Source organism: Lysobacter sp. S4-A87, assembly GCF_022637455.1.
In the GTDB taxonomy this organism is placed as follows: Bacteria; Pseudomonadota; Gammaproteobacteria; order Xanthomonadales; family Xanthomonadaceae; genus Lysobacter_J.
Window position 1 is genome coordinate 1,618,148 of sequence record NZ_CP093341.1, and the last position, 22,508, is coordinate 1,640,655.

The following is a 22,508-nucleotide window of genomic DNA, read 5'->3' on the forward strand; positions in this document are numbered from 1 at the left end:
TCCTCCTTGACGGTAGCTGACAGCTTAAGCCGCCAGGCCTGCCTGAGCCCACGGCCGTCGGGCACCTATGACGGCATCGAATCGTCGGGCAGCGTGCGCTGCGCGCGGATCACCTTCCAGGCACCGAAGGTCAGGCCCAGCGCGACGGCCATGCCGGCCACGAACACCAGCCGCGAGCCAAACGCCGACAAAGCCTTGTGCAGCCAGACGAACGTCAGGTCGCCGCCGCGGTAGACCACGGTGTCGATGACCGCCTTGGCCTTGTAGCGCGATTCGCGATCGACGCGGGTGTAGATCGTCTCGCGGCCGGGCTTGGCCAGCGAGAACTCGCCGGCGCGCGTGGCCACCTGCACCATCGCCACCAGCAGCGGCACCGGCGACAGCGCCAGCATGGCGTAGCCGCCGAGGATGGCGAAGGCCGGAATGAGCAGCGTCGGCCCGACACCGTAGCGGCGCAGCAGGAACCGCGTCAGCAGCAGCTGCACCAGGATGGTGACGGTGTTCACCGAGCCATCGATGATCGAGTAATAGCGCGTCGCCGCGCGTGCGTCGGGGTAGAACTCCTTCACGATCGCCGCCTGCTCGTTGTAGAGCAGCGTGCCGACACCGACGCCGAAGAACACCGTGATCGCCAGCGCGCGCAGCACGGGGCGCTGCCATACCAGGCGCAGGCCGGCGACGATGGAGCCGCCCATCGCGGCCTCGCCGTCGACACTGCCGCTCAGCTGCTCGCGCCGGATCGCCCACTTGCGCAGCTGCAGGATGCACAGCAGGCACACCGCCAGGAAACCGGCCGACACCAGCAGCAGGTTGGCCACGCCCAGCGTGCCGACCAGGCTGGTCGTCAGCAGCGGGCCGACCAGGGCGCCGATCGTGCCACCGGCGCCGATGTAGCCGTACAGCCGCTTGGCGTGGTCGTTGTCGAACACATCGGCCATGAAGCTCCAGAACACGGCCACCGCGAACAGGTTGAACACCGCCACCCAGATGAAGAACACCGCGCCGCGCCCCGGTACGTCGTGGTCGAACGCCCAGTAGAAGCCGAGCAGGCAGGCGATGAAGACCAGGTACACCGCCGGCAGGAACACCCGCCGCGGAAAGCGCGACACCAGCGCCCCGTACACCGGTTGCAGCAGCACCATCGCCAGGAAGGTGCCGGTGAACAGCACCTGCAGCGTGAAGTCCTTCAACGCGAAGCCGTGTGCCGCCGCCCAGTCGATGCTGGCCTGCGGGAACACGGTGGCGATATCGCCCGAAGCGCCCATCGCATCGCGGACCGGGCGCAACACGTAGTAGCCGCACAGCAGGCAGAAGAAATACAGCAGCGACCACCACAGCGGCGGCGACTCGCTCAGGGCCGCACGGAAGCCGCGCAGGTGGCCGGTCACGCCCTCGCCTGGGCCGTCACCTACCGCGCCCTCGCCGTGCCCGCCTGTCGCCATGATCGCTGTCCTCGCTGCCGGCCGGCAGGTCCGGGCTGAATGATATCGGTAGCCCGGGTGAGCGCAGCGCACCCGGGAGGGCTTGGGCGGGGTGGAGGGATGGCGGACGGGCGGGATCGCTGGTGGGGCCCCGGGTGCGCTGCGCTTACCCGGGCTACGGGTGGGGCTGCGGGTGGGGTCGCCGCACCTTCGGTGGGAGCATTTGCTCTAATGGCCCCCCTTACGGTCGCTCGGCTGTAGGGCAGTTTCCACTGGCAGGGCGCACGCAACGTGTTCGATTACATCATCATCGGTGCCGGCTCGGCCGGCTGCGTCCTCGCCAATCGCCTGTCTGCCGATCCCGACGTCAGCGTGCTGCTGGTCGAGGCCGGCCCGCGCGACAGCCATCCGTTCATCCACATGCCCGCCGGCCTGGCCAAGCTGGTCAACAACAAGCGGGTCAACTGGGATTACCACACCGCTGCCGAAGCGCAGCTCGACAACCGCGTGCTGTGGTGGCCGCGCGGCAAGGTGCTGGGCGGATCGAGCTCGATCAATGCCATGTGCTACACGCGTGGCGTCGCCGGCGACTACGACCAGTGGGCGCAGCTTGGCGCCGACGGCTGGGACTGGAAGTCGGTGCTGCCCTACTTCCGCCGCAGCGAACGCAACCAGCGCGGCGCCGATGCGCTGCACGGCGACGAAGGACCGCTGTACGTCTCCGACCTGCGCTACAGCAGCGAGCTGTCGCAGGCGTTCATCGAGGCCGGCCGGCAGGCCGGTTATCCGCTCAACCGCGACTTCAATGGTCCCGCGCAGGCAGGCTTCGGGCTCTACCAGGTCACGCAGAAGAACGGTGCACGCTGCTCCAGCGCGGTCGCCTATCTCGATCCGGTGCGCGAGCGCCGCAACCTCACCGTCGTCACCGGCGCGCAGGTCAATCGCATCACGTTCGAGCGCGGTCGCGCCAACGGCATCATCTATACGTCCAGGGGTCGCGCCTTCCACCAGCCCGCAGCGCGCGAGGTGTTGCTGTGCGGCGGTGCGATCAACTCGCCCCAGTTGCTGATGCTGTCGGGCGTGGGCCCTGCGGCGCAGCTTCGCCGCATCGGCATCGACATCGTCGCCGACGCGCCGCAGGTCGGCGGGAACCTGCAGGACCATCTCGACATCTGCACGCTGCAGCACGCCACGCAGCCGGTGACCTACGACCGCCTCAACGACGCCAGGGTCGCCTTCGATTACTACCTGCGCGGCCACAGCGGCGTGGGCAGCAGCAACATCGCCGAGGCCGGCGCATTCGTGCGTTCACGGTTCGCGCCCGACGAGCGCCCGGACATCCAGTTGCATTTCGTTCCGGCGATGCTCGACGACCATGGCCGCCATCGCCTCAAGGGCATCGGTTACACCGTGCACGGTTGCTTCCTGCGGCCGCTCAGCCGCGGCCGCATCACGCTGGCCAGCGCGCGCGCCGGCGACAAGCCGCGGATCGAGGCCAACTACCTCAGCGATGCCGAAGGTTTCGACATGAAGATGATGGTCGAGTGCGCCAGGCTGTCACGCGAGCTGCTTGCGCAACCGGCGTTCGATGCCTATCGCGGCGAGCCGATCTTTCCGGCGCGCAACGATCTCGACGATGCGCAGCTGATGGAGTTCATCCGCGCCAAGGCCGAGACCATCTACCACCCGGTCGGCACCTGCCGCATGGGCAGTGACGATGCCTCGGTGGTCGATCCGCAGCTGCGCGTGCGCGGCGTCGAGGGCCTGCGCGTGGTCGATGCCTCGGTGATGCCGACGCTGATCGGTGGCAACACCAACGCCCCGACGATGATGATCGCCGAGCGTGCCGCCGACCTGATCCGCGCCAGTTGAGCGCAGGCGCCCGGCCAGCCCGCCCGACCCTGTTCGCGCAGCCCACGTGACGGCAAAAATCTGAACAGGCGTGTGCGCGCCCCGCGAAAATGGGATGCAGTGCGCTTATGCCAGTCAAATCAATCCGGTGGGCCCGAGAGCTGCCACAACCCCTGAGATCGGAGCTAGAATCGAGCCGGATCGCAGCACGAGCAGGCGCTCAGAGCCATGAATACCAATAAGAAGAAGCGCTCTCGCGCCCTCCCGCGTCTCGGGGCCATTGCCCTGCTGCTGCCACTGACCCTGGGTTCGACCGCACAGACCCCGCTGCACTGGAACCCGCAGCCGTCGGCTGCCAGCGTCGCCGCACAGGGCAGTGTCAGTGTCACCACACGCGACGCCCAGCTTCCGCCGGCCGCACCGCTCGCCGCGGGCTTCGATGTCCGTCAGTTCGAGTCGATGGCGCAGCAGCTGGTCGCTGGCCAGCGCGTTCCCGGCCTGGCGATGGCACTGGTGCACAACGGCCAGATCATCAGCGCGCGCGGTTACGGCATCACCGATGTCAGCCGCGCCGCACCGGTCGACTCGCATACCGTGTTCCGCCTGGCGTCGCTGTCGAAGAGTTTCGCCGGCACGATGACCGGGCTGCTCGTCAACGACGGTTCGCTGCGCTGGGACAGCAAGCTGGTGCGCTACCTTCCGAGCTTCCAGCTGAGCAACGCGAGCGCGTCGCAACAGCTTACCGTCGCCGACCTGCTCAGCCATCGCGTCGGCCTGACCCACAACGCCTTCGACCGCGACCTCGAGCGCTTCGTCGATTACCGCACCCTGACCCAGAGGCTGGCGTACGCGCCGCTCAAGTGCGCACCGGGTACCTGCTACAGCTACCAGAACATCGCCTTCAGCCTGATCGGCGACGTGGTGTTCGCCGCTACCGGCGACTTCTACGCGCAGGAAGTGCAGCGCCGCCTGTTCAAGCCGCTGGGCATGAACGACGCCAGCCTCGGCCTGGAAGGCATCCAGGCCAGCCCGAGCTGGGCGCGCCCGCATGTGCGTGGTCGCGGTGGCTGGGTTTCGACGATGCCCAAGTCGACCTACTACCAGGTGCTGCCGGCCGCCGGCGTCAACGCCAGCGCCAGCGACATGGCGCAGTGGCTGCTGGCCCACACCGGCCATCGTCCTGACGTGCTGCCGGCGCCGCTGCTGGCGACGCTGCACCAGCCGCTTGTCGACACCCCCAGTGAGATGCGCGGGTCGTCCTGGCGTCGCCAGCGCCTGACCTCCGCCGGCTATGCACTGGGCTGGCGCACCTACGACTACGGCGGCCATCGCATCGTGTTCCATGGCGGCGCCGTGCAGGGCTACCGCGGCATGATCGCGATGGTTCCCGACCGCGACTTCGGCGTTGCCGTCCTGTGGAACAGCGAGAGCTCGCTGCCCTCGGGCCTGGTGCCGACCATCCTCGATCGTGCGCTTGGCCTGCCGGCGCAGCAGTGGCTCGACGACGAGATCGACGAGACCCTCTACGCCGGTGCGACGCAATCGGGCTCGCCGAACGCACCCGGCAGCCAGGCGCAGACCGCCAGCTCCGCTCCGCGTTGATGACCTGCGTCGTCCTGGCGATGGCCGGACGACGGATGCTCCCTCTGTCCTGACCCTGTCGTCCCGGCGCCCGCCGGGATGGCGTGCCTGGCGCGCGCCGACGTTCGCATCGATTGCGCAGTGCGGTCGCACCCGGGCCTTTCCGGATCCCCAAAAAAAAACTCTCCCCCCGCCTGGGCTGCGGGGAGAGAGCTGGATTACGGCAATCGGGACTTTCTTATTTAGATCATCGGTGCCGGGGTGGCCGGCATCGCAGCAGCAACAGCCTTCTTGGCCGACTTGCGACGGGCCGCCTTCTTCTTGGCAACCTTCTTCACGGCCTTCTTGGCGGCCGACTTGCGGGCACCGGCCTTCTTGGCGGCCTTCTTGGCAACCTTCTTGACGGCCTTCTTGGCGACCTTCTTGCGAGCGGTCTTCTTGGCTACGGCCTTCTTGGCAACCTTCTTGGCGACCTTCTTGCGAGCGGTCTTCTTGGCTGCTGCCTTCTTGGCGACCTTCTTGACGGCCTTCTTCACTGCCTTCTTGCGGGCAGCGACCTTCTTGACGGCCTTCTTGACGGCCTTCTTCACTGCCTTCTTGCGGGCGGCTACCTTCTTGACAGCCTTCTTGGCTACCTTCTTGGCGGCTTTCTTGGCAGCGGGCTTCTTCTTCGCAGCTTTCTTCATGGCCATGGGATGGCTCCTCGTCAGTGGTTGATCAGAGATTGATCAGTGGTCTTGCAGGTCTATAAAGCCCAGTAGAACTTGTGGAAACAGCCGAACTAGTCGGGTACGGCCAGGCCGGCAGAGCCGGTCTGTTCGCGCCCGGGCCGCGGGAGTCGGACCCGCGTGCAGCCGCCGATACGCAACGCGCACCGGTACGGATGAGGCGCCCGCCAGATGGCGGGCAAACAAAAACCCGGACCGCCGAGAGCGAGCCGGGTTGGATAAGACTGCGTACCTGCGCCTTTGCGAAACACCCTTTCGCGAAGGAAACGATCCCTGCTTCCACCGTGTCGACTGCCCGGTCGGAGGTTCGTTTTGTACCGCGAGTTGTTTCTTTGTTCGTACTCACTCGCTTCCGCAGGAGACGTCTGCTGGGCGAAACCTAATCACGGTTTTTCATACTGTCAACACATTGGCCGATTTTTTTTTAGTCGGTCGCCGCGGCCGGGCCGGCCCGCCGTCGTCGCCAGCGACTCGACGAGCGGCACGCGCGTCGCGCGACGATCGCCGGCCTCGCCAGTTTGATTTTCTGAAACTGCTTTATTTAAGGGGTTTGCGAAAACAGAAACTGGTACGCGCGTAATTCGCGCCGTGCTCGCATGCCAGCGGCAAGCGGTTCGAACAGCGCCGCATCGTCGCCCGAACACCCCCTGTCGGCGGGTGCATCGAGGTGCTCCGGTTTCGCGTCGCACAAGCCGATTTGCGCGAAAGTGCGCGAACTTTTCCGGCGCCTCACGACCTCGCTCCAACCTCGCGTCGGCATCGATCGACTCTGTTCGACGAGCTCGACAGCGCGTCGCCGAAGTTCGTTCGTCGGCTTCGACCGAGCATTCCGACATCGCCACCGAGGACGTTCGACGGCGGCGCATCACACTGGATCCGGCGGCGACGAATCACCTCGTCATCACTTTCCGAACTCGATCCGGATGCCGGTGAAGTCGCGGGCAAGTGCTGTGCGCCTGGCAGGTGACAGCCTGGGCGCGCGCTTGTCCGGGTTGCGGTCGATGGGTGATTCGCTCGCACGTCGGTGGTGGACGGGTGCGTGGTTTGTGCGGATGGCGGGCTGCGTCCCGGGTGCGCTTTGCTTACCCGGGCTACGTGTGGGGCCTGAAACGCAAACCGGCCGCACTTGGCGGCCGGTCGCGGGATCGGTTGCTCGTCGCCCTTGCGGGCGGCGAGCCGGTGACTCAGTTGTCTTCTTCTTCGAGCAGCTCGGCGTAGTCGTCCGGGGCCAGCAGCTCGTTGAGCTGCTCCGGCTCCTCGATCGCGACGGTGAAGATCCAGCCTTCGCCGTAGGCATCTTCGTTGATCGTCTCGGGCTTGTCGGCCAGCGCCGCGTTCACTGCGGTCACCTTGCCGGTCACCGGCGAGTAGACGTCGGAGGCGGCCTTCACCGACTCCACCACGGCACAGGCAGTGCCGGCTTCGACGCGGTCACCGACGTTCGGCAGCTCGACATAGACCAGGTCGCCGAGCAGGCCCTGCGCGTGGTCGGAGATGCCGATCGTGACTTTGCCGTCGCCTTCGACGCGTGCCCACTCGTGGGACTTCATGAACTTCAGATCGCCGGGAATTTCACTCATGACTGGCCTCGAACTCTACGGGGGCTACTGGGGACGGCGCCTAGTTTACCGACGCGGAAGGAACATGCGAGAGGTGGGGGACGAACGGATCGACCCGGCCAGAATCATGCCGGGTCGACCCGGTACGGGGCGCGCCCGCTGAGCAGCGCATCGCGCAGGTCGTCGATGCGGTCCTGGCCCCAGAACGGTTCGCCGTTGAGCACATACCCGGGCAGGCCCGGCAGGTCGGCGGCGATCGCCTCGGCGGTGTTGCGGGCGTAGATCGCCTCGACGACGTCTTCCGCCGCCTGCGCCATCACAAGCTGCGCATCGAAGCCCTGGCTGCCGAGCAGTGCCGCGATCACCTGCGGATCGGCCAGGTCCTGATCCTGCGCCCATAGCGCGCGGAAGGCGGCGTCGGCGTAGTCGGAAGGATCGTGACCGGCCTCGACCAGCGCGATCAGGCAGCGGTCGGCCAGGGCGATGTCGACCGGCCAGAACCTGGGCTTGAGGTTCAACGGCAAGCCGCGCCTGGCACGCCAGCGCTGCAGCTCGATCAGGCGGTAACGCTGCCGTGCTGGCGCACGCTTGCCCAGCGGCAGGCCGCCGTTGGCGTCGAACAACTCGAAGATCCTGATCGGCCGGTGCACCAGCGTGGCGCCGCATTCGCGCGCCACCTGGCGAATCGCCGCATGCCCGAACCAGGCATACGGCGAGATCAGGCTGTAGTAATAGGTCACGGTCGCGTTCATCGCTGCCCCCGTCGCCGGCTCAGCCGAGCACGCCGTCCTGCGCCTTGCCGTCGCGCACGAACGGGAACTTGACCACGCGCACCGGCACCTCCTTGCCGCGGATGTCGACGCGCACGTTGCCGGCGGTGCCCAGCGGGATCTCGCCAGCCGGCACGCGCGCGAACGCGATCGCCTTGCCCAGGGTCGGCGAGAACGTGCCCGACAGGATCTCGCCCTCGCCGTTGTCGGTCAGCACCTTCTGGCCGTGGCGCAGCACGCCCTTCTCGTCCATCACCAGGCCGATCATCTGGCGCGGTGCGCCGGCGGCCTTCTGCGCCTCGAGCACGCCGCGGCCGATGAAGTCGCGACCCTCGTCGAGTGCGACGGTCCAGGCCAGCGCGGCCTCGAACGGCGAGACCTCATCGTCCATGTCCTGGCCATACAGGTTCATGCCCGCTTCCAGGCGCAGCGTGTCGCGCGCGCCCAGGCCGGCCGGCTTCACGCCGGCGGCGAGCAGTTCATTCCAGAAGGCGACGGTCTGTTCTTCCGGCACGACGACCTCGAAGCCGTCTTCACCGGTGTAGCCGGTGCGGGCGACGAACACGTCGGTTCCGCCCTGGGTGCGCGCCTGCGCCGCGGCGAACTTGCCGAGCTTGGCAACGGCGGCGCGGTCGTCCTCGCGCAGCAGGCCGAGCACCTTCTCGCGTGCGGTCGGGCCCTGCACGGCGATCATGCCGAACTCGGGACGCTCGCTGACCTTCACGTCGAATGCCTTGGCCTGCTCGGTGATCCACGCCAGGTCCTTCTCGCGCGTGGCGGCGTTGACCACCAGGCGGAAGAAATCCTCGCTACGGAAGTAAATGATGAGGTCGTCGATGACGCCGCCATCGGGGTTGAGCATGCAGGTGTACAGCGCCTTGCCCGGCACCTTGAGCTTGTCGACGGAATTGGCGACCAGGCGGCGCAGGAACTCGCGAACGCGCGCGCCGTTGAGGTCGACCACGGTCATGTGGCTGACGTCGAACATGCCGGCGTCGCTGCGCACCAGGTGGTGCTCCTCGATCTGCGATCCGTAGTGGATCGGCATGTCCCAGCCGCCGAAGTCGACCATCTTGGCGCCGAGGGCGCGGTGGGTGTCGTTGAGGATCGTCTTCTGGGTCATGGCTCGGGGGATCTGTCAGGGGGCGAGCCGCCGATTATCACATCTGCGGCAGGGGGGCTGCAGACCATGCTGTGGGGGATGGTGGGTCTTGTTTGGGCGCGGATGGTGACGGGAACCCGGGTGCGCTGCGCTTACCCGGGCTACGGGTGGACGAGGCCACGGGCTATTCGCTGGTGCCTTCGTTGTAGCAGCGCACGCGGCTGGGGGCGACGCGGATGAACTTTCCGGTGGCGCGGTCCAGGCGCATGGCCCAGCGCGTGGCCGGGAGCATATCCAGTTCGGCCGCATGGGCAGTGCCGGTATCGACGATCGCGACCAGGCCGGCGTCGTCGACGCCATCGCGCTGGCAGGTGGCGATCACCACCAGCTCGTCCCGGCGCAACACCGGGTATGGCACTGCATCGGTGATCCGCCAGCGCGGCTCGTCACCGAGCCGGTCGACGAACTGCGATGCCAGCAGCTTCAAGGTGCGGTCTTCGGCGTCGTCCAGCGTGGCGATGCTGCGCGCGCAGACCTGGCCAGGCTCGCTGCCGGAACCGACGCAGCTGCCGGTGTTGGATTTCAGTCCGTCCGGCCACGGCGGCACGACCATGCCTATCAGGCTGGGTTCGGCCGCCTGCACCGACGCCGCGATCGCTACTGCTGTAATGCACGACATCGCGAGCAGGTGCGATCGGCGCATGTCGGTGCTCAGCCCGCAGGCTCGACCTGCAGGCTCATGCCGCGGCTGGCGACAATACGCACCGCCGCGCCTGCCGGCAGGTCCGGGCCGGTCACTTCCCAATAGGCGTCGGCAATCTGCACGCGGCCGCGGCCGTTGACGATGCCCTGCTCGAGCGGGACCACGCGACCGACCAGGGTTTCGGCACGGCGGTTGAGGTTGGGCTGATCACTGCCGCGCTCGCGACCGCGGAACCAGGCACGGTAGACCTGGATCGAGGCGAAGCTGAGCACGACGAACGCCGCGACCTGGGCCAGTACCGGCATGTCCGGCACCAGCAGCACCATCACGAACACGACCGCGGCGGCCAGGCCCAGCCACAGCATGAATGCTCCCGGGGCCAGCGCTTCCGCCGCGAACAGCAGCAACGCCACGACGGCCCACGAGAACACGTGCCAGTTCAAGGACAGTCCCCACTGCATGGCGCTCAGCCTCCCACGCGCGGCGGCAGCGGCGCGGCAGGCGCGCGCACCTGCTGGCGATCGAGCGCTTCCTTGGCCAGCTCGGCGATACCCGCCAGCGAGCCGATCACGCCCGCAGACTCCATCGGCATCATCACGAACTTCTGGTTCGGCGCTTCGGCCAGCGCCTTGAATGCTTCGATGTACTTCTGCGCGACGAAGTAGTTGATCGCCTGCACGTTGCCCTGTGCGATCGCAGTGGAGACCATCTCGGTCGCCTTGGCTTCGGCCTGGGCCAGGCGCTCGCGCGCTTCGGCTTCGCGGAATGCCGCTTCCTTGTTGCCTTCGGCCTCCAGGATCACCGACTGCTTCTCGCCCTCGGCCTTGAGGATCGCGGCCTGGCGGAAGCCTTCGGCTTCGAGGATGTTGGCGCGCTTCTCGCGTTCGGCCTTCATCTGCCTTGCCATCGAATCGACCAGGTCGCGGGGCGGCTGGATGTCCTTGAGCTCGATGCGGTTGACCTTCAGGCCCCACGGATGGGTGGCCGCGTCTACGGCGACCAGCACCTTGGTGTTGATCTCGTCGCGCTTGGACAGCGACTCGTCCAGGTCCATCGAACCGATCGCGGTGCGGATGTTGGTCATCACCAGGTTGAGGATGGCGATCTCCAGCGTCGCCACTTCATAGGCGGCCTTGGCGGCGTCGAGCACCTGGAAATAGACCACGCCGTCGACCTTCACCACGGCGTTGTCCTTGGTGATCACGTCCTGGCTGGGGACGTCCATCACCTGCTCCATCATGTTGATCTTGCGACCGACGCCGTAGACGATCGGAATCAGGAAGTGCAGTCCCGGGTCCATCGTGTGGGTGTACTTGCCGAACCGCTCGACGGTCCATTCATAGCCCTGCGGCACCATCCGCACGGTCTTGAACAGCACCACCACACCCGCCAGCAACAGCACCACGGCCAGAATCGAGCCCATGCTTTCCCCTCCCTGTCGATGGGCCGAGTATAGGCCCACAGCCCCGGGCCAAGAGGTCGGCGGCGACCGGCTGCGACGGTTTGGCCGGTAGCTGCATCCAGACCAGTGACATGCCACTGAACCCCTATCCCACCAGCGCCAGCGCGACCGCCACCGCCACTGCGCCCCCGGCGGCGGCTGGCCCACGCAGCAGTTTCGCCATCGATGTGCCCGATGCGCTGCTGGCGCGGGCGCGGGCCGGCGACCGCCCGGCGTTCGAGCAGATCTACCGCTGGTTCGAGCGCCCGGTGTTCAACCTGGCGCTGCGGATCCTCGGCGGCGGTCACGCGGGCGATCGCGACGAGGCGTCGGAAGTGCTGCAGGAAACCATGCTCAAGGTCTACGGCAAGCTCGGCGAGTTCCGCGGCAACGGCAGTCCGTTCTGGGGCTGGCTGCGGCAGATCGCGGTCAACGAGGCGCTGATGCGGTTGCGCAGCCAGCGCCGGCACCTCCACGACGTGCCACTGGAAGGCGATGACCTGGTGATGGACCCGGGCCCACTGCCGACCGCGGCGGCCGACGCCGCGGCACTGGGACGCGCCCTCGCCCGCTTGCCCACCACCACCCGCAGCGTGCTCTGGCTTTACCACGCCGAGGGCTACACGCACGAAGAGATCGCGGCGCTGATGCAACGCACGCCGAGCTTCTCCAAATCGCAGCTGGCACGCGGCGGTCGCCGCCTGCGTGAACTGCTCGAACCCGATCAAAGTGGAATGAACCAGGAGAAGGCACATGCCTGACACCGACCGCCCCCGCATCGCGACGCCTGGTGACTGGAACCAGGCCTTTGCCGCACTGCCGCTGGAATCGCCCGGCAACGATGGCTGGCAGCGACTGACGCGCGCGCTGGATGACGCCGCCACCGGCCCCGCCGTGCATTCGGCTGCGCGTCCGCACACCGCTGCTCGCCGACGTGCGCGCTGGCCGGTGTGGCTGGCCGTGGCTGCGGCCGTGTCGGCAGTGGCATTGATCCCGCTGCTGCGCCAGGGCGAAGCACCGGTGCAATCCGGCGCGACCCGCGTCGCCGACGACACCACGCACGCGCCGTCGCCTTCGAGGTCCGCACCGACGCCGGCAGCAAGCGATGCGCCGTCGGTGATCGCGCCTTCGGCCACCTCGCCGGCCGTGGTCGCAACGACGAAGGCACCAGAGCGCACCGCGGCGCGGCGCAAGCCGGTAGGCATGCCGACGCGCAAGCCGGCACCGGTGGCATCGCCGCTCCCCGCACGCAGTGACAACGGCACCCGCGTCGCCGATGCCGGCACCACGCCGCCGGCACCCGCGATTGCAGCCGGGCAGGACACCGCGACGACGGCGCCGTCGGCCACCTCGCTCGCCGACGGTGCCGTGGCGATCCAGGCGCTGCAGACCGAATCGGCGCAACTGGAAGCGCTGGTGACCCTCGCCCGCGACGAACGCGTCTCTTCGGCGAGCGGCGCTGCACTGGGCGTCGAGCTGGACGAGCGCATCGGCCGCATCGATGCGTCGTTGTCGCAGCCGGGACTGGCCGACAGCGATCGCGTCGGCCTGTGGCAGCAGCGCGTCGAGGCCATGCGCGAGCTGGCCGGCATCGAAACCACCCAGCGCTGGCTGGTCACCCGTGGCGAGCGCTACGACGGTGCCCTGGTCAACGTCGACTGATCTTTCCTTCCATTGCAGGACCCCAGGCCATGACCTCCAACCATTCCGCGACACCCCGGTCCAGCAAACGCGCGGGCGCACCGGCGAAGAAACTTCCCAGGGTGACCCTGCTGGCGGCATCGATCGGCTTGCTGTTCGCGTTCGTCGCCGCCGCCCAGACCGCGACCACCACCACGGCCGACGCCAGCAAGGCGCGCGAGCTGGCGGCAGCACGCGAGGATCTCAGGCAGGCCGCCAAGCGCGTGGCCGAACTCTCCGGTGAATTCGACGTCGCCAGGCAGATGGCCTACGAGCGCCGATTCGAGCAGCGCCCGGTGATCGGGGTCGTGCTGGCACCGGAGACGAAGTCAGGCGTGCGCATCGCCGCCGTCACGCCCGACAGCGCGGCGTCCAAGGCCGGACTGCGCAGTGGCGATCTGCTGACCACCATCAATGGCAAGGCGCTCGTCGGCAAGGACAGCGAGCAGCGCCTGGCGAGCGCTCGCGAACAGCTGGGCGACCTGGACACGATGTCGGCGGTGACGATCGGCTACGAGCGCGGCGGCAAGACCGCGTCGGCCAAAGTCACGCCGCAGATCGGCGAGCGCGTGTGGATCATGCGCGACGGCACCGGCGCCCAGTTCACCGGCCGCGGCGAATCCATGGAGGACACCATCGTCTGGTCGGCGGCGCGCGACGGCGCCCAGCCGCGGCCCTTGCCTATCGTCTCGCCGGAAGTGCGCACCGAGATCGTCCGGCTCGGCCCGATGGGCGACTGCAAAGGCGACGACTGCCGCCTGCCGATGCTGGCCGAAGCCTTCCGCTGGAGCGGCCTGAACCTGGCCACGGTCGACGGCCAGCTGGGCCGCTACTTCGGCACCGACCACGGCGTGCTGGTGGTCAGCACCGGACCGGAGCTGGCTGGCCTGCAGGCCGGCGACGTGATCCAGCGCATCGACGGCAAGGACGTCAGGACACCGCGCGAAGCGATGATGGCGTTGCGCGACAAGCCGGCCGACAGCAAGGTCGGCGTGACCTACCTGCGAGACCGCAAGAGTGCATCGGCGCAGATCACCGTGCCCAAGACCGCGATGTTGCGCCTGCCAGTACCGCCGGCCCCGCCGGCACCACCGAAGCCGCCGATCGCACCCAAGGCGCCCGCGGCTCCCGCGCCGCCGGCACCACCACAAGCCCTGGAAATGCCGGCACCGCCCGCACCGCCCGTGGCACCTGCACCACCGACACCACCCCTCTCGGTGCTCTGAAAAAGAAGACGGCGCCACACGGGCGCCGTCTTTCCGGAGAGGCTCAACAAGAGCGCATCACATCGACGCCGGCTCGACCCACTTGTTGAACACCGCATCGATCTTCGCATCGCCGACCTTCTTGCCCTCCTCCAGCTGGGAAGCCTGCTCGAACAGCGGCATGATCATCGCCATCCCGTCGATCTTCGTCTTCAGGTGCACTCCCGGCGCCTTGCCGAGGAAACCGTCCCAGCGAGCGCGAACCTTCGCCCAGTAACCCCTGGTCGCATCCCAGTACTTGTAGGCCGGAGCGAAATCGACCTCCGTCGTCTTCTGGTAGTCATTGAAACCGAACTCACGGGCCAGCTCGACCTGCGAACCGTCAGGCTTGCGCAACACCTTGGTGTTGAACTGCTCGTGCGTCCAACCCATCGGCGTGAGCGTATGGCGATTGACCGCACTGATGGCGTTGTAGTCGCTGCGCTTGGTGTACTCGCGACGCGGCAGCGGACGCCAGCTCAGGTCACTCGTCCAGGTCGCCACACCATTGTCGTACGTCCAAGCGCCAGTGCCGCAGTAGCGCGGCGCATCGCTGACCTCGTACACGCACTGGGTCCAGGCACCACGCGTCAGCCCGGCCGCGACCGGACGCACCTGCCAGGTCTGGTCGGCGGTGAACTCGAAGCGGGTGGCCGCTTCATACGTCCAGTCCTGGCGCCAGTGCTTGGTCACGTGACCGCTCTTCTCGTCCACCAGGATGTGCTGCAACACGACCTTGGTCGGCGTGTCCTCGACCACGATCACGACCTCGTTGCCGCCGCTGCGCATCGCCGGATGACGCTCGTAACCCGGCTGCAGCAGCACGGTTTCATCGAAGGCGAAGTCGACGATGTACTCGCCCTTCATCGCCAGGATCGAAGCGCGGTCGCGGGCGGCATCGGTTGTGGCGGGTGCGGCGACGGCCTGCACCGGCACGACGGAAAGTAGGGAAAGCAGAAGCAGGTGCGGGCGCATGTTCATGGCTGGCTCTTGGTGACGATGAATGGAATTGGGGCGAAGGCTGGCTGCATCACCAGCTCACGCTCAGGCTGACGCCGACGTTGCGGCCGGGGCTGGTGTACCTGTCGAGCACGGTGCTGGTGGCCGACTGGATGCCGGCGATGGTCCCCGTCTCCCAGTACTTGCGGTCGGCGAGGTTGAACACGCCGGCGTTGAACTCCGCGCCCGGTGCAAATGCCCAGTGGCCGAGCAGGTCGAACACGCCATAGCCCGGGGTTTCGAATCGACCGGCGACCGGCAGCTCGTCGTCGCGACCGGCGAATCGGCCCGCCAGTTCGACGCCCCAGGTGTCGCGGTCGTAGGCGATGCCCAGCGATGCCCGCAGCGGATCGACCGAATCCAACGGGATGCCGGTGTCGCGGTCCTCGCCCTTCGACCAGGCCGCCGATCCACGCAACGACCACCCCGCGAGCCCCTCGGCCAGCGCGCCCAGGTCGACGCCGGCGCGTGCTTCGGCGCCATGGATCTCGGCGTTGGCGATGTTCTGCGACTGGAACACGATCAGCCCCTGCGCATTCGTGCCGGTGTCGCGCAACGACTCGATGAAGTCGTCGTAGCGGTTGTAGTAGGTGGAGAACTCCGCGAACACGGCCTCATTGGAGAAGCGCACGCCGAACTCGACGCCGTCGCTGGTTTCCGGCTTGAGGTCCGGGTTGGGAATGGCGGTGTAGCCGAACTGCAGGTTGGTGAAGCCCAGGTTGACGTCGTTGTACGGCGGTGCGCGGAAACCGGGCTGGTAACCGCCGAACACGGACCAGTCCCGGGTGAAGTGCCAGACCGCGCCGAGCTTGGGCGAGACGCTGGTTTCGGTCATGTCGACCACCGCCAGGCCCGGGTTGTCGGCGGCGTAGATCGGATCGATCTCGGAGTCGAGGTCGAAGTGGTCCACGCGCAGTGCCGGGATCAGGCGGAAGTCGCCATCGGCGAAGGAGATCTCGTCCTGGACGTAGAGCGCGGTCTGGGTGGTGGTGCTGGTCGGGAAGTCGCGGACCGGAAACACGTCGGGCAGTATCGAGTTGCTGATTGCGCCGGTGGTCAGGTTGATGGAGCGGCCGTCGCGCTTCTGCTTGAAGTCGGTGTAGGTGTACTCGAAGCCGTAGGTCAGGCTGTGCTCGACGCTGCCAGTGGCGAAATCCTTGTGCAGCACCGCTTCGGCGCCGACCAGGCGCTGGTCGAAGTTGAACTCGCGTTCGCGGCGGGTCGGATTGGTCACGCGGCCGGTGCTGCTGACGGTCTCGCGCAGCTCGTATGTCTTCTGCGTGGTCTCGCTGTCCTGGCGATAGACCTGCCACTGCAGCGAATCGACGAGCGCCGAATCGATCGAATCGACTTCATGCGCGAACGAGACGCGCGCGCGCGTCTGCTTGTCGTCACCGACCAGCGACGTGGTACGGGTCCGCGGGGTGGTCGGCGGCGATCCCGGCGGCAGCGCTGCCAGCACGCGCGAGCTCAGCACGTCGGTGTCGACCTGGTCTTCGTTGCCTTCGACGGTCAGCTTGAAGCGCTGGTTTCCGCTCGGTGCGAACACCAGCTTGGCCAACAGACTGCGGCCGTCGTAATCCTGCGGGTTGGCAGCGGTGCGGCTGGCGCCCTCGCTGCGGTCCTCGCCCATGTTTTCCGTTTCCTGGCCCTGGTGGTGGTTGAGCGCGACCAGTCCCGACCAGCGATCACCGCCGAAGGCAGCGGTTGCGGCGCCGAACAGACCATCGTCGGCGCCCTCGTAACCAAGCTTGAAACCAAAGTAGGCGTCCTTGCCCGCCTCCAGGTAATCGGAGGGATCCTTGGTTGCGAACGCGACCACGCCGCCCAGTGCGTCGGAGCCATAGAGCGCGCTGCCCGGGCCACGGACCACTTCGACGCGCTTGAGCGTGTCGAGGTCGACGAAGTTGCGGTTGGCGGTGGAGAAGCTGCCGATCGTGAAAGCGTCCGGCACGGCGATGCCGTCGGTCTCGATGCGCACGCGATTGCCGCCGAGCCCGCGGATGCGGATGTCGCCCAGGCCGAAGCGGCCGGTGCCGGTGGTGACGGTGATGGCCGGCTCGTAGCGGAACAGGTCCTTGAGGTCGCGCACCAGCTCGCGATCCATCTGCTCGCGGTCGATGGCGGTGACCACCGATGGCACGTCGTCGAGCGCGCGCTCGGTGCGTGTCGCGCTGACGACGATGCGGTCGAATTCGGTGGCGGCGCCGGCGACGGCCGCACCGGTCGTCGATTGCGAATCGCCCGTGGCGCTGTCGGCGGCACGGGCGTGGGCTGGCAGCGCCAGCATCAGGGCAACGGCGAGGGTACTGGGAACGGGATGCATGACGGGCTCGAGTGGATGTCGAGGCGTGCTGGCAGCCGTTCTTGCGGCGAGCTTGCGGGCCCTGGAGAGAGACGTTGAGTGGAGAGCGGCCGCCGTCCTGGCAGTCCGCCTTCGCGTTGCCACCCTCCCCAGGGCGGCACGCGGTCGATCGGCGCGTCCGGAATTCCCGGGGCGCGCCGATCGGTGGGTTGGGTCGGGTTACTTGGTCAGGATCAGCTTGTCGTTGCGCGTATGGCGCAGGCGATAGACCTCGTCGCCGTGGCGGATCAGCACTTCGCGGCCACCGCGCAGGAGGTCGTCGCTTTCGACCAGCGAGGCGGACAGGGTCAGGCCCGGAGCGGCCACGGCGAACGGCGGAGCGATGGACGCGGAATGTTCGGAACGTGGCTTGAGCTGCAGCAGCGGTTGGCGCAGAGACATGTTCGTGGCTCGGTCGGGGACTCGACAGTGATGATAATGATTCTCATTACTGCGTCAACACCCCCGCCCGGCCGCATGTCGGTCAGCGCACTGCGGCTTCCACTCGTTGCCAGTCGGATTCCTGCACGCGCTGCACCAGCTCCAGCGCCTCGAGGTTCTGCAGCAGCTGTTCCGGACGGCTCGCGCCGAGGATCACGCTCGACACGTGCGGATTGCGCAGGCACCAGGCGATGGCCAGCGGCGCGGGCGCCACGCCCAGCTCCGCAGCGAGGTCGACGAACCGGCGCGCACGCTCCACCCGCCCTTCGTTCTCGGCGCCCAGCACGGTGCGCTGCAGCCAGCCCAGGCCTTCCCTGCCCAGCCGCGCCTCGGTCGGGATGCCGGCGTTGTACTTGCCGGTCAGCACGCCCGATGCCAGTGGCGACCAGGTGGTCGTGCCGAGGCCAACCTCCGCGTACAGCGGCGCGTATTCGAGCTCGACCCGTTCGCGGTGCAGCAGGTTGTACTGCGGCTGTTCCATCGTCGGCGCGGCCAGGTGCTGGGCGCGGGCGATCTTGTGCGCCTCGCGGATCTGCGCCGCGGTCCATTCCGAGGTCCCCCAGTAGAGGACCTTGCCCTGGCTGACCAGCGCGTCCATGGCGCGCACGGTTTCCTCGATCGGCGTGTCCGGATCGGGGCGATGGCAGTAATAGAGGTCGAGGTAGTCCACGCGCAGGCGCTTGAGCGCGGCGTGGCAGGCATCGGTGACGTGCTTGCGCGACAGGCCCTTCTGGGTCGGCCGCGGCTCGGCGACGGCGCCGAAGAACACCTTGCTGGACACGCAGAAGCCGTCGCGCGGCAGGCGCAGGTCGGCGATCACGTCGCCCATCACCTTCTCCGCCTCGCCGTTGGCATAGGTCTCGGCGTTGTCGAAGAAGTTGATGCCGTTGTCCCAGGCGGCGGCGACCAGGTCGCGCGCGGTCGAGCGGCCGATCTGCGAGCCGAAGGTGAGCCAGGCACCGAATGACAGGGCCGACAGTTGCAGGCCGGAGGAACCGAGGCGGCGGTATTGCATGGGGACTCCTGGGGGAACCTGGGGATCGGATCCGGGTGGCGTGATGGTCTCCGGGTGCGGCCTGCGGCCTTGCCCGGGCTACGCGGGGCGTTCAGTTTAGCGGCGTGCGCTCGCTGCTCAGGCATCTGTACAATGCGCGCCATTCCCTCCTCCGGGGAGTAGCCCACCGGCGACGTCTTCGACGATCCGCCGGGACCTGCGTCAACACACTTGGCCCAACGGCCATGGCGCAGGAGCGGCAGCCAGCCGGCCCCATGCCGGCGAGCGACCACGGGCAAGACCGAAGGCAGGCGTCGCGCGAGCAACTGGCATCTGCCGGGTCGGGCCGCGTGGCGTTTGCCTTTCGCGTCCACGCGGAAGCCCGACCTCCGGAGTCTCCATGGATCACTTCACACTGGGTACCTTCCCGTTGACGGCGGCTGCCGTCTCGACCGGTACCGTCGCGCTGGCCGAAATCGGCGACAAGACCCAGTTGCTGGCGCTGCTGCTGGCGGCCCGTTTCCGCAAGCCGTGGCCGATCGTCGCCGGCATCCTCGTCGCGACCCTGCTCAACCATGCCCTCGCGGCCTGGTTCGGCACCCTGGTCGCGCAATGGCTCAATCCCGGGGTCCTGCGCTGGGTGGTGGCGATCAGCTTCCTCGCGGTCGCGGCGTGGACGCTCAAGCCCGACAAGCTCGACGACGAGGACGGCGCCCTGCCCGCGCGCGGCGCGTTCGTCGCGACCACTATCGCCTTCTTCCTCGCCGAGATCGGCGACAAGACCCAGGTCGCGACCGTCCTGCTGGCGGCCAAGTACCAGCCGTACTGGGAAGTGGTCGCCGGCACCACGCTGGGCATGCTCCTGGCCAACGTGCCGGTGGTCCTGCTCGGCAGCCGCCTGGCCGATCGCCTGCCGCTGAAGACCGCCCGCACGGTCGCCGCGGTGGTGTTCCTGGCGCTGGGCGCCTGGGTTGCGGTGCGCGGGCTGGGGTAACAGATCGGAGTCGGAACTCCGCCGGGCGCCGCCAGGCTGGCTCCCCCGGGCCCGTGCCGCGCTATGCTCGGCGCGGGCATCAAAGGGGACTGGGGTGCACATCACCGGCGGTAGGGTCCGCGAGGTCGTCACTTCGCTGCTGGCGCGACCCGACGAAATCATGCTCGAGATCGGCGCCGGCGGCGAACTGCTGGTGGCGCGCCTGCGCGCGGCCATCGCGGCGATGCTGCTGCTGTTGCCGCTGGCCAACGCGCTCGGCGGCGGCAGCATCAACGAGACGATGATCGGCCTCGGCGGTGCCCTGTTCGTCAACATCTTCGCCCAGCTGTGGCTGTCGCTGGCGCGCCGCCGCCGCCTGTTCCGCTGGCTGCCCTTCGCCTCGTCTGCCTTCGACGTCACCGCAACCACGCTGGTGCTGGTCGCGCTGGCCTACAACCACCTGCCGGCCGGGCTCAACAGCCTGATCGTGTGGTGCGGCTACATCCTGGCCATCCTGCTGACGGCGCTGCGCAGCGACGGCCGCATTGCCCTGTTCGCCGGCGCCCTGGCGATCGTCCAGTACGGCCTGCTGGTGCTGGCGGTGTTCGCCCTGGCCAGCTCGCCGGAGCAGCTGCTGTCGAGCGATTACGGCTCGGTGACCCCCGGCAGCCAGGTCCAGCGGCTGGTGCTGCTGATGATGTTCACCCTGATCACGGCGATGGTGGTCTACCGCATGCAGCGCCTGGTCGAGCTGTCGGGCACCGACGGCCTGACCCGCCTGCCCAACCGCACCTGGCTGCTGCACCGGGTGCCGCGCCTGTTCGACAGCGTCCGCCACGATGGCGACAGCCTGACCCTGGCGCTGATCGACCTGGACCACTTCAAGCGCATCAACGACGCCCACGGCCACCATGCCGGCGACCGCGCCCTTCGCCACGTCGTGGCCGTGCTGCGCGAGCTGGCCGAACCGGGCGAATGGCTGGTGCGGATCGGCGGCGAGGAGTTCGTGCTGCTGCTGCGCAAACCCATTGGCACCGCCTGGGAGCGGGTGGACGCGATCCGGCGCGCCCTGGGCGAACGCCCGTTCGAGCCCGAGCGCGGCGCCGACTCGATGCCGCTGAGCTTCAGCGCCGGCCTGGCGGGCTTCCCGCACGAGGGCTCGGACCTGTCGCGGCTGCTGCGCCGCGCCGACAGCCGGTTGCAGCTGGCCAAGCTGCAGGGGCGCAACAAGGTCGTGGCGCGGGACGGCTGAGCCCACGCCTGCGCCCCTCTCCCACAGTGGGAGAGGGGGCCGGGGTAAACTACGCCGCGCCGCCGCTGCGGCGTGCCTACAACAACAACGACGCGCTGCCGGCTGCCGGTTGCATGGGGAGAACTGAGTGGAAGCAATTGCGCGGGTGGCATTTGGCCTGTTTGGCCTGGCGGTACTGATCGGCATTGCCTGGTTGTTCTCCATCAACAAGCGCCGGGTCGACTGGAAACTCGTCGTCACCGGCGTGTCGCTGCAGATCGCATTTGCCGCCGTCGTGCTGCTGATGCCCGGTGGCCGCGAGGCGTTCAACGCCATCGGCCACGGCTTCGTGAAGGTGCTCAGCTTCGTCGGCGAAGGCTCGAAGTTCATCTTCGGCAGCCTCATGGACACCTCGACCTACGGCTTCATCTTCGCCTTCCAGGTGCTGCCGACGATCATCTTCTTCGCTGCCCTGATGGGCGTGCTCTACCACCTGGGCGTGATGCAGGCGATCGTGCGGGCGATGGCCTGGGCGATCACCAAGGTCATGCGCGTGTCGGGCGCGGAAACCACCAGCGTGTGCGCCAGCGTGTTCATCGGCCAGACCGAGGCGCCGCTGACCGTGCGCCCGTACATCCCGAAGATGACCGAGTCGGAGCTGATCACGATGATGATCGGCGGCATGGCCCACATCGCCGGCGGCGTGCTCGCCGCCTACGTCGGCATGCTCGGCGGTGGCGATCCGGAGCAGCAGGCGTTCTACGCCAAGCATCTGCTCGCCGCGTCGATCATGGCCGCACCGGCGACGCTGGTGATCGCCAAGATCCTGGTGCCCGAGACCGGCGAGCCGCTGACCCGCGGCACGGTCAAGATGGAAGTGGAAAAGAACACCGCCAACATCATCGACGCAGCCGCTGCCGGTGCCGGCGACGGCCTGCGCCTGGCGCTGAATATCGGCGCGATGCTGCTGGCCTTCATCGCCCTGATCGCACTCATCAACTGGCCGCTGACCTGGCTGGGCGATGTCACCGGCATTGCCGCGGCGATCGGCAAGCCGACCGACCTGGCGACGATCTTCGGCTACGTGCTGGCACCGCTGGCCTGGGTGATCGGCACGCCGTGGGCGGATGCGCCGATCGTTGGCAGCCTGATCGGTCAGAAGGTGGTGATCAACGAGTTCGTCGCCTACCTGCAGCTGGCCGACATCGTCAACGGCAAGGTGGCCGGCGTCACCCTCAGCGAACAGGGCCGCCTGGTCGCGACCTATGCGCTGTGCGGCTTCGCCAACTTCAGCTCGATCGCGATCCAGATCGGCGGCATCGGCGGACTCGCGCCGGAACGTCGCCAGGACCTGGCCCGCTTCGGCCTGCGCGCGGTGCTCGGTGGCTCGATCGCGACCTTCATGACCGCGACCATCGCCGGCGTGCTCACGTACTTCAGCTGAGC

The 22,508-nt window shown here is 67.9% G+C and carries 20 protein-coding genes; 9 read left to right on the forward strand and 11 right to left on the reverse strand.

Annotated elements, in window-relative coordinates:
• Window positions 1-65: 65 nt before the first annotated feature.
• A complete protein-coding gene (locus MNR01_RS07390; RefSeq protein WP_241920274.1) occupies window positions 66-1,442 on the reverse strand; it encodes an MFS transporter in 1,377 nt (458 codons plus the stop codon).
• 270 nt (window positions 1,443-1,712) lie between these two features.
• Here MNR01_RS07390 and MNR01_RS07395 point away from each other — a divergent pair, with 270 nt between their 5' ends.
• The 3 genes from MNR01_RS07395 to MNR01_RS07405 all read left to right on the forward strand — a co-directional run bounded on the left by MNR01_RS07395 (window position 1,713) and on the right by MNR01_RS07405 (window position 5,570).
• On the forward strand, window positions 1,713-3,293 hold the full coding sequence (locus tag MNR01_RS07395) for a choline dehydrogenase (RefSeq protein WP_241920275.1): 1,581 nt from the start codon (window positions 1,713-1,715) through the stop codon (window positions 3,291-3,293).
• 207 nt (window positions 3,294-3,500) lie between these two features.
• On the forward strand, window positions 3,501-4,874 hold the full coding sequence (locus tag MNR01_RS07400) for a serine hydrolase domain-containing protein (protein ID WP_345779036.1): 1,374 nt from the start codon (window positions 3,501-3,503) through the stop codon (window positions 4,872-4,874).
• A gap of 279 nt (window positions 4,875-5,153) precedes the next feature.
• Window positions 5,154-5,570: a hypothetical protein gene (locus MNR01_RS07405; protein ID WP_241920557.1), complete on the forward strand. Its 417-nt coding sequence runs from the start codon at window positions 5,154-5,156 to the stop codon at window positions 5,568-5,570.
• A gap of 1,195 nt (window positions 5,571-6,765) precedes the next feature.
• Here MNR01_RS07405 and gcvH read toward each other — a convergent pair.
• From gcvH to MNR01_RS07435, 6 genes are all read right to left on the reverse strand, one after another.
• Window positions 6,766-7,161: a glycine cleavage system protein GcvH gene (gcvH, locus tag MNR01_RS07410; RefSeq protein WP_158733853.1), complete on the reverse strand. Its 396-nt coding sequence runs from the start codon at window positions 7,159-7,161 to the stop codon at window positions 6,766-6,768.
• A 104-nt stretch (window positions 7,162-7,265) separates the two neighbouring features.
• Window positions 7,266-7,892 (reverse strand): 2-hydroxychromene-2-carboxylate isomerase, encoded by a 627-nt coding sequence (locus MNR01_RS07415; RefSeq protein ID WP_241920276.1) that lies wholly within the window; start codon window positions 7,890-7,892, stop codon window positions 7,266-7,268.
• A gap of 19 nt (window positions 7,893-7,911) precedes the next feature.
• On the reverse strand, window positions 7,912-9,033 hold the full coding sequence (gcvT, locus tag MNR01_RS07420) for a glycine cleavage system aminomethyltransferase GcvT (RefSeq protein ID WP_241920277.1): 1,122 nt from the start codon (window positions 9,031-9,033) through the stop codon (window positions 7,912-7,914).
• 163 nt (window positions 9,034-9,196) lie between these two features.
• The gene (locus MNR01_RS07425) at window positions 9,197-9,715 is read right to left on the reverse strand and encodes a hypothetical protein (protein ID WP_241920278.1); all 519 of its coding nucleotides are present in this window, start codon (window positions 9,713-9,715) and stop codon (window positions 9,197-9,199) included.
• An 8-nt stretch (window positions 9,716-9,723) separates the two neighbouring features.
• The gene (locus tag MNR01_RS07430; protein WP_241920558.1) at window positions 9,724-10,158 is read right to left on the reverse strand and encodes an NfeD family protein; all 435 of its coding nucleotides are present in this window, start codon (window positions 10,156-10,158) and stop codon (window positions 9,724-9,726) included.
• Window positions 10,159-10,181: 23 nt separating this feature from the next.
• Complete coding sequence (locus tag MNR01_RS07435; RefSeq protein ID WP_241920279.1) at window positions 10,182-11,138, reverse strand: SPFH domain-containing protein; 957 nt, start codon at window positions 11,136-11,138, stop codon at window positions 10,182-10,184.
• 110 nt (window positions 11,139-11,248) lie between these two features.
• On the opposite strand from MNR01_RS07435, the gene MNR01_RS07440 reads away from it, so the two are divergent.
• From MNR01_RS07440 to MNR01_RS07450, 3 genes are read left to right on the forward strand one after another with little or no spacing between them, the layout of a single operon-like run.
• Complete coding sequence (locus MNR01_RS07440) at window positions 11,249-11,917, forward strand: RNA polymerase sigma factor (RefSeq protein ID WP_241920280.1); 669 nt, start codon at window positions 11,249-11,251, stop codon at window positions 11,915-11,917.
• Window positions 11,910-12,818 carry a hypothetical protein gene (locus MNR01_RS07445; RefSeq protein WP_241920281.1) on the forward strand — a complete coding sequence of 303 codons (909 nt, stop codon included), beginning with the start codon at window positions 11,910-11,912 and terminating at the stop codon, window positions 12,816-12,818. Before MNR01_RS07440 ends, MNR01_RS07445 begins: the two co-directional genes overlap by 8 nt.
• 29 nt (window positions 12,819-12,847) lie before the next feature.
• Window positions 12,848-14,062, forward strand: coding sequence for a PDZ domain-containing protein (locus MNR01_RS07450; protein WP_241920282.1), 1,215 nt, complete (start codon window positions 12,848-12,850; stop codon window positions 14,060-14,062).
• Window positions 14,063-14,119: 57 nt separating this feature from the next.
• Here the strand turns inward: MNR01_RS07450 and MNR01_RS07455 are convergent, their stop codons facing one another.
• The 4 genes from MNR01_RS07455 to MNR01_RS07470 all read right to left on the reverse strand — a co-directional run bounded on the left by MNR01_RS07455 (window position 14,120) and on the right by MNR01_RS07470 (window position 18,879).
• Window positions 14,120-15,061 (reverse strand): DUF6607 family protein, encoded by a 942-nt coding sequence (locus MNR01_RS07455; protein ID WP_345779037.1) that lies wholly within the window; start codon window positions 15,059-15,061, stop codon window positions 14,120-14,122.
• Window positions 15,062-15,110: 49 nt separating this feature from the next.
• Entirely contained in the window at window positions 15,111-17,405 is a 2,295-nt protein-coding gene (locus MNR01_RS07460; protein WP_241920283.1) for a TonB-dependent hemoglobin/transferrin/lactoferrin family receptor, read from the reverse strand.
• A 198-nt stretch (window positions 17,406-17,603) separates the two neighbouring features.
• Window positions 17,604-17,768 (reverse strand): hemin uptake protein HemP, encoded by a 165-nt coding sequence (locus tag MNR01_RS07465; RefSeq protein ID WP_241920560.1) that lies wholly within the window; start codon window positions 17,766-17,768, stop codon window positions 17,604-17,606.
• Between the two features lie 139 nt (window positions 17,769-17,907).
• Window positions 17,908-18,879, reverse strand: a complete 972-nt coding sequence (locus tag MNR01_RS07470) for an aldo/keto reductase (RefSeq protein ID WP_241920284.1) — start codon at window positions 18,877-18,879, stop codon at window positions 17,908-17,910.
• A gap of 379 nt (window positions 18,880-19,258) precedes the next feature.
• On the opposite strand from MNR01_RS07470, the gene MNR01_RS07475 reads away from it, so the two are divergent.
• The 3 genes from MNR01_RS07475 (at window position 19,259) to MNR01_RS07485 (ending at window position 22,506) form a co-directional block, all read left to right on the forward strand.
• Window positions 19,259-19,852 carry a TMEM165/GDT1 family protein gene (locus MNR01_RS07475; protein ID WP_241920285.1) on the forward strand — a complete coding sequence of 198 codons (594 nt, stop codon included), beginning with the start codon at window positions 19,259-19,261 and terminating at the stop codon, window positions 19,850-19,852.
• Between the two features lie 94 nt (window positions 19,853-19,946).
• Entirely contained in the window at window positions 19,947-21,083 is a 1,137-nt protein-coding gene (locus tag MNR01_RS07480; protein WP_241920286.1) for a GGDEF domain-containing protein, read from the forward strand.
• Between the two features lie 127 nt (window positions 21,084-21,210).
• Window positions 21,211-22,506 carry a nucleoside transporter C-terminal domain-containing protein gene (locus MNR01_RS07485; protein ID WP_241920287.1) on the forward strand — a complete coding sequence of 432 codons (1,296 nt, stop codon included), beginning with the start codon at window positions 21,211-21,213 and terminating at the stop codon, window positions 22,504-22,506.
• Window positions 22,507-22,508 lie beyond the last annotated feature (2 nt).